The following is a 15,346-nucleotide window of genomic DNA, read 5'->3' on the forward strand; positions in this document are numbered from 1 at the left end:
CACCCGGCGGAACGCCCGCCGCGCCCGTCCAACGACAACCCGCCGCGGGGAGCGGGGCCCGGGCCGACGCCGGGGCTCGGGCGCGGCGCTTCGGGCGTGAGTGAGAGTGGGGCCGAGTGGTCGTCCGTCGCGGACCGCATCGCCGACCCGAAGGCCGGGCCGGAGCGTGGGGGCGGCGGCCCCCCGGATGACCAAACCCCCGATGCGGCGTCGCCGCGGATCGCGCGCGAGACCGAAGCCGCCCGCCGGGACTTCCACCGCGCCGCACAGGCGCCGGGGCGAGGGGAGGGCACCGGTCCTCGTGGGCGTCGCAGCGCGGCGCTGCAGGCCTTCTTCGTCGCCAACGCCGGCCGCGCGCTCCTGCCCGGCAACGAAACTTCCGGCGCGCTCGCGCCGCAGCTCAGGGACGAGGAGGCCTAGAGACGATGCACCCGTTCTTCCGCCCGAAGCGCGCCTTGGCGTCCGCGCCGGAGGCCACGCCCTACCAGCGCGCCCAAGGCCATGACCGTAAAGCTGAACGGTCGAGACATCACCGGTCAGTTTGCGGTGAGGAGTAGTGGTCGATTTCAGGGGCGGGTCGAGGGTTTGCGCGAGGGCGAGAATACCCTTGTCGCCCAGGTGGCGGGAGGGCCGGGCGCGGCGTTGAGCCTGACCAACTACCCGCGACAGGGGCCAATCTTCTCGGGCCCGCGCGTCGAACCCTATATCTGCGAGACCGAACTGCTTGGCCTTGACCCCTCGGCGCCTCCGACATGCGAAGCGCCAACCCGGTATGAGTTCTTCTACAAGCGTGAGGGTTCCGGACCGGGTGACCCCCTCCTCGCTTACGATCCCGCGTCACCGCCCCCGCCTCGTCAGGTCGCCAGCACGACCACCGATCAGGGAAAGACCGTGCCTTTCATCGTGCGGCGCGAGCGCGGCGTGATCAACCGCGCCGTCTACGACATCGCCGTGCTGTACCAGCCTGGCCAGGGTTGGACGCCATGGAGCCCGCAGTCCAGCTGGAATGGCAAGCTGCTCATGCTCTTCAACGGCAGCACCAAGTGGTGGCAGCGACAAGCCATAAATGGAGGCATCCCGGATGTCCTGACCATCGCGCAAGCGGGCCAGCCCAGGAGCCACACCGGCGGTGGCGGCGACGTGTTGGGGCTTGGTTTCGCGGTCGCAACGTCGACAATTGCTCAGGTCAACAATCCGGTAACCGCCACCGAGACGGCGATGATGGTCAAGGAACATCTGATCGAGTCCTACGGACCGGTGCGATACACAATCGGGATAGGCTGCTCGGGCGGTTCGATGATGCAGCACCTAACCGCCAACAACTATCCAGGAATTATCGACGGCTTGATACCGAGGTGCGCCCTCCCGGACATGTGGACGGTGATAATGAACAATGCAGCCTTCGACTACCCGCTGCTGATTCATTATTTCGACAAGGTATCGCCGCAGCAATGGGCCGATAAGAGCGCGCAGATTGCTGTATTCGGCGGTGTTGATGCTCATAAAAACTCTTTTGTGAACCAGTCGGAGCCCTTCTTTTGGTATCAGCCGGGATTTGGATGCACCGCATCGTCGGCGGCGGAAGAACCGGCCTGGGTGTATGATCCGGCGCGCAATCCGAAAGGGAGCCGGTGTTCCCTGGAGGAGTTCCAGAAACAGATCCTCGGCTCTCGACCGCCATCCGAGTGGGGGCCCGTCGAGCGCCAGATCGGCCACGGCTTCACCAATCGGCCAGTTGACAATGTCGGCGTCCAGTATGGGCTGGAAGCCCTCAAGCGCGGGCAGATAGGTCCCGAGCAGTTCGTTGATATGAACCTCAAGGTCGGTGGCATAGACATTGAGGGCCATTGGACGGCGCAGCGGACGGAAGCGAACCGGGAAGGGCTACGCAACCTCTACCGGTCGGGGCAAGTGGACAACGCACGCCAACTCGCCGACGTGCCCATGGTCCACGTGCATACGTACGTCCCAACTGATGTATTCCACCCGTTGATCGCGTCTGATGTCATGCAGGCCCGGCTCGAGGCCGCGAATGGGCAAGCCGACAACCTTGTCACCTTCATCACGGTCGATGACCAATCCGGTGCGCTCGGGACAGAGAAGTCGTACGCCATGAATCGCGCCGCGTTCTTGACGGTCGACAAGTGGCTGGCGCGCATTGAGGCAGATCAGAGCACCGCCACACTCCCCGAGAAGGTGCGTCGCAATAGGCCCGCCGAGGCGAAGGACGTGTGCTGGGCTGATGGTAAGCCCGGTGCAAGCTGCCCGGAGAGGTACATTTATCCAAAGACGGTCGCCGGAGCCCCGATGTCCAGCGACGTACAAAAGTGTCAGCTCAAGCCAATCGATTGGAAAGAATACGGCTCCATTCGATTCACCGATGAACAGCAGCGGCGGCTACTTCAGGCCTTCCCTGGAGGTGTTTGCGACTGGTCGAAGCCTGGCGTCGAACAGCAACCGCCCGCTGGACTTTGGCTGACCTATTCAGACACCGTCGGAGGCAGGCCGCTCGGCCCGCCGCCGAAATCGGAGCCCATGCTACGAACGTCTCGCTAAGAGCGGAGCGCGGGCAAGGGCTGCGGGGACGCACCCGAGAGGAGTTCCGAGCGCTGTTCCTCGACCGCGGCAGCCGGCTGGTGCGGGCCCGCCAGTTGGGACTTTTAGCCAACTTGGGGACTTTCGCGTGGTCGTTCCAATATTAGGTCTGAGCTTGGTCCGAGCCACTGCATACAACGGCTTACGGTGTGCGTCGGCCCGAAAACCGCGACTGCAAGCCTTGCAACTCACTTGACCTCTGCGGCGAAAGCAACTCGCTGGATGCCTAAACGACGAAAATATGCCAGCTCATCATTTAACAGAGGTTAGGCCGTTCACTAGGAGTTCGCAGACCCGAGCGCTCGTGGCTTCCAGATCCTCTTCGCTGAAGAGGGGGATGACATAGGGGTTCCAGACCCTGGTAAGCGCCGCGTTCACCGCGTCAGCCAGGGCTTCCGGTTCGGACTTGCGGAATGCCCCGGAACGCTGACCCTCCATGATCAAATGGCGAACGGCGCCCCGCAAACCCTCGAAGTGGGCGTGCACTACCGCCCACCGTTCCCGCGCCGCCACGGCGCAGACGTCATGCATCCGCGGCTCGCTGAACAACGCCCTACGCGTCTCGCGCAGCACAGCGAGACTGAGTTGCTGGAGCGCGGCAGCCGGGTCTCCTCCCGCTCGGGCGGCGGTCCAAGCGGCGTCCTCGATGACAGAAAGCTTGCGACCAGCGATAGCCTCGTCGATCGCCCGCCGGCTCGGAAAGCTGCGATATAGGTTCGCTGGCGACATGCCGAGTTCGCGCGCCACGTCTCCGATTGTCGTCTTTTCGAAGCCGATCGAGTCGTAGAGCCGCTGCGCCGCGTCGAGGATCTCCTCGCGACGATCGATGGCGGGTCGGCCGGGCCGCCGGACGGTCGACGCTCCGGAAGGCGGCTCGTTGTTCATGAAAAATGACCTATAGCGTCATAGTATTGCCGGCAAGGAGTCAGCCCACGATCTCGCGTGCCTGTTGCGCGGGCCGTCTCCTTGTCGATCGTCGCCGGCGCCAGCCAAACCCCTTACAGGTGTCGGTCCGGTGAGCTGCCGCCCGCCTACCGCAATATCGCGCTCGCGAGGGCGCGCGGCGCCGTCCACGTGACCAATGTTGGTGGACGGCACTCGATGATCCCGTGCTCGACCGTCTCGGCGAGGCGGCTCTGGCGGGAAGCCTGGAAGGGCGTCGTAAGCGACGGCGGCTCGCGAGCCCATACGGTCCTTCACACCAGGAGTCTTCGCCCCGCAAGACGGCGAAGCAGACGGAATGGAGAGTTGCCCCTGCCGATGGAGACGCTTTCCACGGAGGCTCAAGGACCGCGGCTTGGCAAGGAATTGAGCAATCCTCTAGTTAGTTCTTTTATAGCATTTACCTGGATGGGCCTGACTGGTAGGAGGCGGTCACCCTGATGTATCCCATGGAAAAGCCCGCCCAATGGCCGTCATCGCCGTCACCAAGGAGCGCCGCGCCGGGGAGACCCGCGTGGCCGCCGTCCCCGAGACGGTGAAGAAGCTCATCGGCGCGGGGTTCTCCGTGATCGTCGAGAGCGGCGCGGGCGTTCCCGCCGCCTATCCCGACGCGGACTACGCCGCCGCCGGGGCCACCATCGCCAAGACCGCCAAGGACGCGATCGGCAAGGCCGACATCCTGTTCAAGGTGCGCGGCCCCGAGGCCGAAGAGATCAAGGCGCTGAAGTCCGGCGCCATCGTCGCGGCCACGCTGAACCCCTACATGGAGCGCCCCACGCTGGACGCGCTGGCCAAGCAGGGCGCCACCGCCTTCGCCATGGAATTCGTGCCGCGGATCACCCGCGCCCAGGTGATGGACGTGCTGTCCAGCCAGGCCAACCTGGCCGGCTATCGCGCCGTGATCGAGGCGGCCGACGCCTACGGCCGGTCGATGCCGATGATGATGACCGCCGCCGGCACCGTCGCCGCGGCAAAGGTGTTCGTGATGGGCGTCGGCGTCGCTGGCCTACAGGCCATCGCCACGGCGCGCCGCCTGGGTGGGGTCGTCACCGCCACCGACGTGCGGCCGGCCACCAAGGAACAGGTCGAGAGCCTGGGCGCCAAGTTCCTCGCCGTCGAGGACGAGGAGTTCAAGAACGCCCAGACCGCCGGCGGCTACGCCAAGGAAATGAGCAAGGAATACCAGGCCAAGCAGGCCGAGCTGGTCTCCTCGCACATCGCCAAGCAGGACATTGTCATCACCACCGCCCTGATCCCGGGCCGCCCGGCGCCCAAGCTGGTCAGCGCCGCCCAGGTCGCCTCCATGCGGCCCGGCTCGGTCATCGTCGACCTGGCCGTCGAGCAGGGCGGCAATGTCGAGGGCGCCAAGCTGGGCGAGGTCGCCGAGACCGCGAACGGCGTGAAGATCATGGGCGTGGCCAACCTGCCCGGCCGGATCGCCACCGACGCCTCGGCCCTCTACGCCCGCAACCTGTTCGCCTTCGCCGGCCTGTTCCTCACCAAGGAAGGCGCCTTCGCGCCCGACCTGGAGGAGGAGATCCTGAAGGCCGCGCTGGTCACCCACGGCGGCGCCGTGGTCCACCCGAACCTCAAAGCCTGATCCGGAGCTGAAACGATGGATGTCGATCCCACGGTCTTCCGCCTGGCGATCTTCGTGCTCGCGATCTTCGTGGGCTACTACGTGGTCTGGAGCGTCACGCCGGCCCTGCACACGCCGCTGATGGCGGTGACCAACGCCATCTCCTCGGTGATCATCGTGGGGGCCCTGCTGGCCGCCGCGGCCAGCGGGACGGACGGCGAGATGACCGGCAACATCCTGGTCTCGAAGGGCGCCGGCGCGGTCGCCGCGGCCTTTGCGGCGGTGAACATCTTCGGCGGCTTCCTCGTCACCCAGCGGATGCTGGCGATGTACAAGAAGAAGGACAAGGGCAAGTGAGCGAGAACGTCTGGCAAGGCGTTCTGGCGGTCGGCGGCGGCTTCGCCCTTCTCTTCGGCCTGTTGCTGATCGGCCTCCGCTCATCGAGCCGGGCCTCGACGGGTACGCGCGCGGCTTGGGAACTCGCCCTTTGCGCTGTCGGCGTCGCCGCGATGGTGGCGCTGCTCGTTTCGGACGGGCTGGCGATCTCGCAGAATCTAGGCACGGGCGTGTCGTGGAACGAGGCGGGACTTGGCCGCATGTTCACGCCGCTGGGCCTCGCGGCGGTTCTGCTTCGTATGATTTGGGTCAGGCTTCCGTCGGTGCGGCGGGCCGGGCGTCGGGGGACTAGCGCATGAACGCCAATATCGCGGCCATCCTCTACCTCGTCTCCGGGGTGTTGTTCATCCTGGCGCTCAGGGGCCTGAGCTCGCCCACCACCAGCCAGGCGGGCAACCGCAACGGCATGATCGGCATGGGCATCGCGGTCGTGACGACGCTTTGGCTGCTGGGGCCGAAGCTCGACCCGGTGACCATCGGCCTGATCCTCGGCGGCGTCGTGATCGGCGGCGGCGTCGGCGCGCTGATCGCCCGCCGCGTCGCCATGACCGCCATGCCGCAGCTGGTGGCCACCTTCCACAGCCTCGTCGGCGCCGCCGCCTGCCTCGTGGCCGTGGCCGCCATCTACACCCCCGCCGCCTATGGCATCCTCGGCGACGACGGCCACATCCACCTCAATTCGCTGATCGAGCTGTCGCTGGGCCTGGCCATCGGCGCCGTGACCCTGACCGGCTCGGTGATCGCCGCCCTGAAGCTGAACGGCAACATGAGCGGCGCGCCGATCATGCTGCCCGCCCGCCACCTGCTGAACCTGGCGCTGGGCCTGGGCATCGTCGCCCTGGTCGTGGTCCTGGTGATCAGCGGCGGCGCGGCGATCTGGGCGTTCTGGGCGATCCTGGCGCTCAGCCTGATCATCGGGATCACCCTGATAATCCCGATCGGCGGCGCGGACATGCCCGTCGTGGTGTCGATGCTGAACAGCTACTCCGGCTGGGCGGCGGCGGCGCTGGGCTTCACGCTCGAGAACATCACCCTGATCATCACCGGCGCGCTGGTGGGCTCGTCGGGCGCGATCCTCAGCTACATCATGTGCAAGGCGATGAACCGCAGCTTCGTCTCGGTGATCCTGGGCGGGTTCGGCGCCGACGACAGCGCCGCGGCGGCCGGCGGCAAGGTCGAGAGTCGGCCGGTGAAGCAGGGCTCCGCCGACGACGCGGCCTTCATCATGAAGAACGCGTCGAAGGTCATCATCGTCCCCGGCTACGGCATGGCCGTGGCCCAGGCCCAGCACGCGCTGCGCGAGATGGTCGACAAGCTGAAGGAGGAGGGCGTGGAGGTGAAGTACGCCATCCACCCCGTCGCCGGTCGGATGCCGGGCCACATGAACGTGCTGCTGGCCGAGGCCAACGTCCCCTACGACGAGGTCTTCGAGCTGGAGGACATCAACGCCGAGTTCCCGACCGCCGACGTGGCCTTCGTGATCGGCGCCAACGACGTCACCAACCCGGCGGCCAAGACCGACCCGACCTCGGCGATCTACGGCATGCCGATCCTGGACGTGGAAAAGGCCCGCACGGTGCTGTTCGTGAAGCGCGGCATGGCGGCGGGCTACGCCGGCGTCGAGAACGAGCTGTTCTTCCGCGACAACACCATGATGCTGTTCGCCGACGCCAAGAAGATGGTCGAAGGGATCGTGAAGGGGCTGTGAGGCCAGGAACGGACTGGCGCAACCCGCAGCCGCTCACGCCCGGCCGATCGTCGCCGCCTCTCGTCTCCCGGCTGATCCTAGACAAGTTCTCGCCGCCGTCGCGCCACGGCGGAGGCGATCGTTCTCCCGTTGATTCAAGGAACAAGTCATGTCGCCGCAACTGCCGCCCTCGGCGCAAATTGCCCCTGTCCACCGCTTCGACGAAGAGCGGCTGGCGCGGTACCTCCGCGCCAATATAGATGAGTTCGGCGAGGATATGGCCGTCCGTCAATTCCAGGGCGGCGCGTCCAATCCAACCTTCCTGCTCGTCGCGAACACAGCCCGTGGTTCCGCGCGCTACGTGCTGCGCAAACAACCGCCGGGGCCCCTCTTGCCAAGCGCCCATCAGGTGGACCGCGAATTCCGGATCATGGACGCTCTGAAGGCTTCAGACATCCCCGTGCCGGTGATGCGCCATTTGTGCGAGGACCCCGAGGTCATCGGCACCAAGTTCTACGTCATGGACTACGTTGAGGGCAGGGTATTTCGGGACGCACGTTTGCCGGGCCTCACCCCCGCCGAACGCAGCGCGATCTACGATGAACTCAATGCCACACTCGCCAAGCTCCATCTGGTCGACTACGCGGCCTTGGGGCTAACCGACTTCGGTCGCGCAACCGGCTACTTCGAGCGCCAAGTCAGCCGTTGGACGAAGCAGTACCGGGCCGCGGAGACCGGCCACCTTCCCGCCATGGAGCGGCTCATCGCGATGCTGCCCGGTCGGATCCCTTCGAACGAGGAAGCGACCATTGCACATGGCGATTATCGGTTGGAGAACGCCCTCTTCCACCCCACGGAGCCGAAGCTGCTGGCGGTTCTGGATTGGGAGCTGGCCACGATCGGGCACCCCTTGGCCGACCTCGCCTACAACGCGTTTCTATGGCGATCGGACAATGCCACCTGGGGAACCCTGGACGGCATAGATCTCCGGGCGAGCGGCATCCCAACCGAGGCCGAATATGTCGCCGCCTACTGCCGCCGCACGGGCCGCACCGGGATCCGCGACTGGACCTTCTACATGGCATTCGCCGTGTTCCGGCTCGCCTCAATTACGCAGGGTGTCCACCGGCGAACCCAGAGCGGAACGGTGGCCAGCGAGCGGGACCCGGTCAACCGCGCGCCAGAACTGGCCCAGACGGCGCTCAACCTGCTGGAGGCGAAGCCGGACTAGCTGGAAGGCGTGGCGCTTGTGGGCGCCGATTGAGGTCAGTCTTGGCGGTGAGCGGGCGACCGTCTCGAACGCGCGAGGGGCGGCGCTCACTAGCGGCGAGACCGCAGGTCGAATGTATTCCGGCGTCGATGGATTGCGCTGGACGTATGGGTTCAATAAAAGAACTCATTACCTCAGCCCGTGAGGTGGCCGAGCCGTGGAGCGACCATGAAGACCAGGATCACTGAACTGTTCGGCATCGAACGCCCGATCATCCAAGGTGGGATGCACATGGTCGGCTTCGCCGAGATGGCGGCTGCGGTGTCGAACGCCGGGGGCCTAGGGATTATCACGGGTCTGACGCTGGGCACGCCGGAGAAGCTGGCGAAGGAGATCGCCCGCTGCCGGGAGATGACCGACAAGCCGTTCGGCGTGAACCTGACCTTCCTGCCGGCGGTGACGCCGCCGGACTATCCTGGCTTCGTGAAGGTGATCATCGAGAGCGGCGTGAAGGCGGTCGAGACCGCTGGCAACAACCCGCAGAAGTGGCTGCCAGCGTTGAAGGAGGCGGGTGTCAAGGTGATCCATAAGTGCACTTCGGTGCGCCACGCGCTGAAGGCCGAGGCGATCGGCTGCGACGCCGTCAGCGTCGACGGGTTCGAGTGCGGCGGGCACCCGGGCGAGGATGACGTGCCGAATTTCATCCTGCTACCCCGAGCCGCCGAGGAGCTGAAAATCCCCTTCGTGGCGTCGGGCGGGATGGCGGACGGGCGGTCGCTGGTGGCCGCGCTGGCTATGGGCGCCGAGGGCGTCAACATGGGCACCCGGTTCCTTGCCACGAAGGATGCACCGGTCCACGAGAACGTGAAACAGGCCATCCTGGCGGCGAGCGAGCTCGACACGCGCCTGGTGATGCGCCCCTTGCGGAACACCGAGCGGGTGCTGACCAACGCCGGCGTCGAACGGCTCCTCGAAAAGGAACGTACCTGGGGCGCCGCCTTGACCTTCGAGCAGATCGCGCCTGAGGTCGCCGGGGTCTATCCGCGCGTGATGGTCGATGGCGACATGGACGCCGGCGCCTGGAGTTGCGGCATGGTCGTGGGGTTGATCGAGGACATCCCGACTGTTCAGGAGCTGATGGATAGGATCATGGCCGAAGCCGAAATGATCATTCGCAAGCGTTTGGACGGGTTCCTTGCGGGCGGAACCGTATCACAGCTGGCGACGGTCGACGCCTGATCGAGCCAATGGAAATAGCGCGCAGGAAGACTGATGGAGACGGTCGCCTGTGCGCTGTGCCGCGGGCAGCTCCCATGCGCGTCTGAAGCGGCCCGGGGGGTTGTCTCGCCTGTCCGCTCCAGGAACCGAGCGATGGCCGCCTCGCTCGTCGAGATCATGCTCCGGCTGTGCGCCGCGGTTGGCCGAAGGCCTCGCGGCCGGAGCGTGGGCGTCCCGTCATGCCGGCTTCAGCAGGATAGTCCCGGCGGACTTTCCCTGCTCAAGCAGCTCATGAGCAACTGCCGCGTCGGCGAGGGGGAATTCCCTCCAGATTTGAGGTTGGATCCAGCCCCGTTCCACGGCCTCGAAGACGTCCTCGGCCCGCCGCGCATATTCGGAGATGGCGGTCGTGTGGTGGACCAGGCTAGGGCGGGTGATAAACAGCGACGATTGGTTGATCGTGCGGAGGTCGACCGGCGCGGGAACGCCGGAGGTGGCGCCGATCGACACCATTGTTCCGCGGACTCGCAGACTCGCGAGCGAGGCCTCGAACGATAACCGCCCAACGCCGTCATAGACCACATCCACCCCGCGCCCCTCGGTCAGGCGCCTCGCTTCGGCAGGCAAGTCGCAGCTCCCCCAGACCAGCACCTCGTCGCATCCGAGCCGCTTTGCGCGTTCGACGCTGGCCTCCTTCGAGACGACGCCGATCAGAAATGCGCCCAGCCGCTTGGCCCAGGGCGCCATGATCTGGCCGAGCCCGCCGGCGACCCCGTACATCAGCACGGCCGCGCCCGGAGCGATGGCATGGGTAGAGTGCAGCAGGTACTGGGCCGTAAGCCCCTTGACCATGAGGGCGGCCGCGTCGCCGAAGCTCAGGCGATCGGGGATGCGCAGCAGGCGCCTCGCCGGATAGAGGCGCCCGCTCGCATAGCTGCCGAGTGGGCCGAGGGCATAGGCCACCCTGTCGCCGACGGCGACAGCTTGCACGCCTTCGCCGATCGCGGTGACCTTCCCGGCGGCCTCAATGCCCAGCCCGCTCGGGAGCGAGATTGGGACGGCGCCGTTGCGATGTGTCACGTCGAGGTAATTGACCCCGATCGCCTCTTGCTCGACCCACGCTTCGCCTGGTCCCGGCGCGACCTGCTCGAGCGGCGCCAGCTCCATCACCTTCGGGCCACCGGTCTTGTGGATGCGGATGGCCAAGGCCATGGATCGACTCCTGTCGAGAAACGGGCCCGTCGGTCTGAAGACAGGGGCAGGTCTCAGCCGTTGTTCGGAAAGCCTGCGGACACAGCCCGTCGCCCACCGCGAGGTCGGGCCAGCGCCTTCGGGTCCGTATGAAACCGAGCACTGTCTGGTCCGGAGATGTGCGCGTCGCCGGACCTCAAGCGTAGACCACCGAGCGCTTGTCATTCGAACGGGACTGGGGCGGTGACATGGATCCCCAACGCGCCGGCTTTCGCGACTGCCACGAAGCCTTCAGGCGAGTTTACCGGCAATGTAGGCGCCCATCTGGTCGATCGCTTGTCGACCTTCAGGAATGATCGCCGCAAAGAACGGCCAGATGTGGATCATGCCGTCCCAAACGTCGATCTCGAGGTCCACCCCGGCGAATTTTGCGCGCTCCGCGAAGCGTGTGGAATCGTCGAGCAGCACCTCGGAAGAACCCACGAGGATGAGGACCGGCGGCAAGCCGACAAGCTCAGCGTAGAGCGGCGACGCGTACGGCGTTCGCGGGTCGGCCTCGCGTCCGATGTAATGCTCCGTGACGGCGGCGAGCAGGTCGGGGCTGATGACAGGATCGAGCGCCGCCTTGGAGGCCACCGAGCGGCCTTCCCGGGCTTGGTCGGTGAACGGCGATATGCACACCGCCGCCGCCGGAAGGGGCGTCCCCTGATCTCGTAGAGCGACGAGCGTCGCCAAGGTCAAACCGCCCCCGGCGGAGTCGCCCGCGATCACGATCTGATTGGACGGCACCCCTTGGGCAAGCAGCCATTGGTAGCCGGCCACAGCATCGTCGACGGCGGCCGGAAATCTATTTTCGGGCGCGAGCCGGTAGTCCAGCGACAACCCCCGCACACCGGCGCCCCGGCACAGGCGAGACACCATGCCGCGATAAGTCTTTGCGGATCCGAAGACGTAGCCGCCGCCGTGGAGGTAGAGGAGGACCCGGGACGCAACGTCGCCTGGAAAGCTCACCCATTCGCCAGGGACTCCGCCAGCGTCGACCGCTTCGAACGCCGCTTCCTCCAGCGGCGGAGACAGCAGTTCGGCCATCGCCGCAAAGCCGGCGCGGAGGTCCTGCGGAGGCAGGGTCTCATCAAGTGGTCGGGCGCGAAATTGTGCGATCAGGGCTTCGAGTTCGGGACTTGGCATCGCGGGTCCTTCCGTGTCTCGGCTATCTCGGGGACGATCGGCTGGCAGGCGTCAGGCCCGACCGCCAACGAGCCGTCCCGCCGATGAGCCACCGCTCATCGACGGGGGGCAGGACGTCAATCGAACCGACGGCTTACGGCGATCCCGTACGTCGCCGGCATGCCCGCGAACCGCACCGTGAAGTCGGTGGCCCGATTTGCTGCGGTCCAGTAGTAGGTGTTGCCGACGTTGCGTCCCCAGGCCGAGACGCGCCATTTGCCGTCAGCGGTTTCGACCCCGGCCCGCAAATCGACGAGAGCGTACGCCTTGGTCTTGAGGCTCGGCAGTTCCCCCAGCTGGCTGTTGGTACGGCTCTGATAGGTGACGTTGCCGCCGACGAAGCCATTGAGGCTGTCCGTGAGGCTCCAAGTGTAGTTCACGTCGGTGAGGAATTGCCACTTCGGCGTGTTCGGGAAAGCCTCGTCGTCGAAGCTCTTGAAGGCTCCGTTGGGATCAAAATTCGCGAACCCTCCCAGGACGCGGGAATTGATGTACGAGAGCCCGGAATTGACCGTGAGGCCGCGAATGGGCGACCAGGTCGCCTGCAGCTCGGCGCCGCGGACGTCGGCCCTCGGAACGTTGACCAAGGCGAGCAACGAACCCAGCGTAGGATCCAACACGCGCCCCAGGATCTGCTTGTCCCGGTAGTCGTAGTAGAACGCCGCTCCGTTCAATTGGAGCGTTTGGCTCAGCAGCGTGGACTTGAAGCCCACTTCGTAGGCCAAGACTGATTCCTGGGTGGCCGGATCGAACTGCGGATTCCTGGTCGCGCCCAGGATCGGAAAGCTGCCCGCCTTGTAGCCCTTGCTGACGTTTGCGTAGACGAGGGTGCGTTCGCGAGGCTTCCACTCGGCCCCGGCCCGCCAGGAGACGTTGTCCTCCTTCAGGTTGTTGTGGATCATCCCGGGGACGAAGTTCGCGCCCGAGGTTCCGCAGCCGCCGAGTGGGATCGGAGGATTCGGCGGGAGCCCCTGCGTCGAGCGCAGGAAGTTCCAGAAGTTCCCGAACGTCGCCTGCATGTTGCCGTTGCCCTTGTCGGCGGTGCAGCCGTTGAACTTGTCATCGGTCTTTGTGTAGCGGGCGCCGGCCGTCAGGCTGAGTGTCTCGGTCACGTTGAAATCGACGCTGGCGAAGACGGCCTGGTTCTGGATGCGCTGATCGTTGATCGCGTCATAGCCCTCGAACACGGGAAGCCCGAAACCGGTCAGCACATAGCCGATCGTGCTTTGGGACAGATCCATGAAATCGTCCTGCAGCACCTTGTCGTAGGCGGCGCTGGCGCCGACCACGAAATGACCATCGCCGGGCAGTTCGCCGGCCAGACGAAGTTCTTGGGAGACCGACGAGATCTTCCCGGCCGTCACTTGATCGTTGCTGTTCAGCGTCGTTCCGTCGATGTCGACGAGACCGTTGGTGGTGAAGTGATTGTACGAGCTGAGTGAGGTCAGCGTCAGGTCGTGCGGCAGCGTGTAGTCCAGCCGCAGAGTGGCCTGGTAAAACTTGTCGTTGCGGTCATAGCGCCCCTTCGGGTCCCAGTCCGCCGCGCGCGAATTCCTCGGCGACAGTGGATATGTGACCAGACCAGGGACCACACCTGCGAGAGGCTCGATATTCGGCGTGAGCGCGATCGCTTGCGGCGCCTGGTTCTCCGAGTCGTCGATCCAGCCATTCACATTCAGCTGCGCCCTGAGAGCCTCGGTGGGCGTCCAGGCGAGGAGCAACCGGCCGCTGGTGAAATCCTGGTCTCCGAGGGAGCCGCCATGCGTGTAGCTCTTTTGCCAACCATCGCCTTGCCGACGCTGAAGGGCGATCCGCGCCTGCACGGTGTCGCTCAAGGGACCACTGATGAAGCCGCCGGCGTCGATGGCGTTGAACCTGCCGTAGCTGACGTCTGCGCCTGCGGCGAACGCTTCGGTGGGCTTCGCCGCAATGAAGTTGATCGCGCCGCCTGTCGAATTCTGGCCGAAGAGCGTGCCCTGCGGACCCTTGAGCACTTCGACGCGCTCCAGGTCGAGGTTCGCGCCTCGCGTTGCGATGGCAAAAGGTATCGGGGCTTCATCGACGTAGATGCTGACCGTCGGCCGCCCGCCCAGGCTAACGTCACTGAAGCCGATGCCCCTCAAGGTGTAGATCGGCGTTCCGCTGTAGGAGTCCGTGTACGTCAGGCCTGGCACGACCTTGACCAGGTCCCGGGGTTCGTCGACGCCTTGCCGCGCGAGTTGTTCGCCCGTCGCCGCCGTGATCGACATCGGCACGCTGTTCATGCCCTGCTCGCGCTTCTGCGCCGTGACGACGATTTCCTCGATTGTGTTGGCAGGTTCCCCTGCCGCGTCCGCCGCGAAGGCGGCGGGGGCCATCAGAGCGGCCGCCCCAGCTCCCGCCAAGGCCGCAAAGCGCGTGAATGGACGTTGTCTGTGCATTTCGAATTCCCTCCCTGTCGTTGTTCGCCGGTCTCCGGCGCTTTTCTGTGAGCCCCGGGTTGTCGTCCCGAGGTCGCTGTTCATTGGTTCGGTGTGACCCCGACGTTCGAAACAAGAACGCACAAACGCCGCAGGATGGGGCATATGCCCCTTAATTGTCGCCGCTCTCACCGATGGCGCCTTGGCCGGGGCGTCGACCTCCTCTGACCCTTGCGACGAAGAGAGCGCGCCCGCCTTCGTCGCTGCTGCTTAGGTCAGCCCTCAGGCTCCGCCCATCGTCCCTGATGCAATCACGTGCCGCGCCCCATCATGCCGCCCAGGCGCGGCGATCTCATGAGGCAACGCACCCCTCACCGATAGGGGCATATATCCGCTATCATCACGTCAGTAGCAAAACAACACTAATTCACGCGACCTGCCCACTCAGGTGCGGCGTAGGGAATGTGAGATACAGCGACAGGACTGCGCCGCCGGCGTCGCTGGGATGCACAGGGCCGGAGGTCGCCGTGCTCCCGTCGCGATGGTGCAACCTGGCGGGCACAATGAGGGATGAATCCAGGTCGCCCCGTGGCTCTTTGAGCCGGACTTAACGAGTCTTGTTTCAGCACTGACGAAGTGATAATCCTCATATGCCCCTAATGGTGGCCGCCTCCTCGGTGCGCCCCGCCCGGGCCTGAAGAACAGACGACGAGGAACGCTGAGATGGCAGAGGGAACAGGCGACGCCTGCCCAGGGGTCTGCACCCGAGGGGGGGCGGAGATACTGCAGCGCTCCCCCGCGGTGCGTACGGCGCACCACCGCACCACCTCCGCCCCGACGACTGTCGACGACCAGCTGCCGGTGCGAGTTCCGCTGTCCTGAATATTGGACGTCGGACACAC

11 protein-coding genes and 1 pseudogene are annotated in these 15,346 nt (G+C 65.6%); 8 read left to right on the plus strand and 4 right to left on the minus strand.

What is annotated here, in order from left to right; all coding sequences use genetic code 11:
• Positions 1–420 (plus strand): annotated as a pseudogene (locus ACODSY_RS23975) (P-type conjugative transfer protein TrbL); the annotation flags it as partial.
• 81 nt (positions 421–501) lie between these two features.
• Positions 502–2,556 carry a DUF6351 family protein gene (locus tag ACODSY_RS23980; RefSeq protein WP_488954426.1) on the plus strand — a complete coding sequence of 685 codons (2,055 nt, stop codon included), beginning with the start codon at positions 502–504 and terminating at the stop codon, positions 2,554–2,556.
• 291 nt (positions 2,557–2,847) lie between these two features.
• On the opposite strand, the gene ACODSY_RS23985 is transcribed toward ACODSY_RS23980, so the two are convergent.
• A complete protein-coding gene (locus tag ACODSY_RS23985; protein ID WP_488954427.1) occupies positions 2,848–3,480 on the minus strand; it encodes a TetR/AcrR family transcriptional regulator in 633 nt (210 codons plus the stop codon).
• A gap of 523 nt (positions 3,481–4,003) precedes the next feature.
• Here ACODSY_RS23985 and ACODSY_RS23990 point away from each other — a divergent pair.
• The 6 genes from ACODSY_RS23990 (at position 4,004) to ACODSY_RS24015 (ending at position 9,648) form a co-directional block, all read left to right on the plus strand.
• Positions 4,004–5,137: a Re/Si-specific NAD(P)(+) transhydrogenase subunit alpha gene (locus ACODSY_RS23990; RefSeq protein ID WP_488954428.1), complete on the plus strand. Its 1,134-nt coding sequence runs from the start codon at positions 4,004–4,006 to the stop codon at positions 5,135–5,137.
• Between the two features lie 15 nt (positions 5,138–5,152).
• Complete coding sequence (locus ACODSY_RS23995; protein WP_488954429.1) at positions 5,153–5,473, plus strand: proton-translocating transhydrogenase family protein; 321 nt, start codon at positions 5,153–5,155, stop codon at positions 5,471–5,473.
• Positions 5,470–5,811 (plus strand): hypothetical protein, encoded by a 342-nt coding sequence (locus tag ACODSY_RS24000; RefSeq protein ID WP_488954430.1) that lies wholly within the window; start codon positions 5,470–5,472, stop codon positions 5,809–5,811. Before ACODSY_RS23995 ends, ACODSY_RS24000 begins: the two co-directional genes overlap by 4 nt.
• Positions 5,808–7,220: an NAD(P)(+) transhydrogenase (Re/Si-specific) subunit beta gene (locus ACODSY_RS24005; protein ID WP_488954431.1), complete on the plus strand. Its 1,413-nt coding sequence runs from the start codon at positions 5,808–5,810 to the stop codon at positions 7,218–7,220. Before ACODSY_RS24000 ends, ACODSY_RS24005 begins: the two co-directional genes overlap by 4 nt.
• A 148-nt stretch (positions 7,221–7,368) precedes the next feature.
• Positions 7,369–8,430 carry a phosphotransferase family protein gene (locus ACODSY_RS24010; RefSeq protein WP_488954432.1) on the plus strand — a complete coding sequence of 354 codons (1,062 nt, stop codon included), beginning with the start codon at positions 7,369–7,371 and terminating at the stop codon, positions 8,428–8,430.
• 207 nt (positions 8,431–8,637) lie between these two features.
• Positions 8,638–9,648 (plus strand): NAD(P)H-dependent flavin oxidoreductase, encoded by a 1,011-nt coding sequence (locus tag ACODSY_RS24015; protein ID WP_488954433.1) that lies wholly within the window; start codon positions 8,638–8,640, stop codon positions 9,646–9,648.
• A gap of 216 nt (positions 9,649–9,864) precedes the next feature.
• Here the strand turns inward: ACODSY_RS24015 and ACODSY_RS24020 are convergent, their stop codons facing one another.
• From ACODSY_RS24020 to ACODSY_RS24030, 3 genes are all read right to left on the minus strand, one after another.
• Positions 9,865–10,839, minus strand: a complete 975-nt coding sequence (locus tag ACODSY_RS24020; protein ID WP_488954434.1) for a quinone oxidoreductase family protein — start codon at positions 10,837–10,839, stop codon at positions 9,865–9,867.
• Positions 10,840–11,109: 270 nt separating this feature from the next.
• A complete protein-coding gene (locus ACODSY_RS24025) occupies positions 11,110–12,006 on the minus strand; it encodes an alpha/beta hydrolase (RefSeq protein ID WP_488954435.1) in 897 nt (298 codons plus the stop codon).
• A gap of 116 nt (positions 12,007–12,122) precedes the next feature.
• On the minus strand, positions 12,123–14,402 hold the full coding sequence (locus ACODSY_RS24030) for a TonB-dependent receptor (RefSeq protein WP_488954436.1): 2,280 nt from the start codon (positions 14,400–14,402) through the stop codon (positions 12,123–12,125).
• Positions 14,403–15,346 lie beyond the last annotated feature (944 nt).

Source organism: Phenylobacterium sp. FG114, from assembly GCF_057809855.1.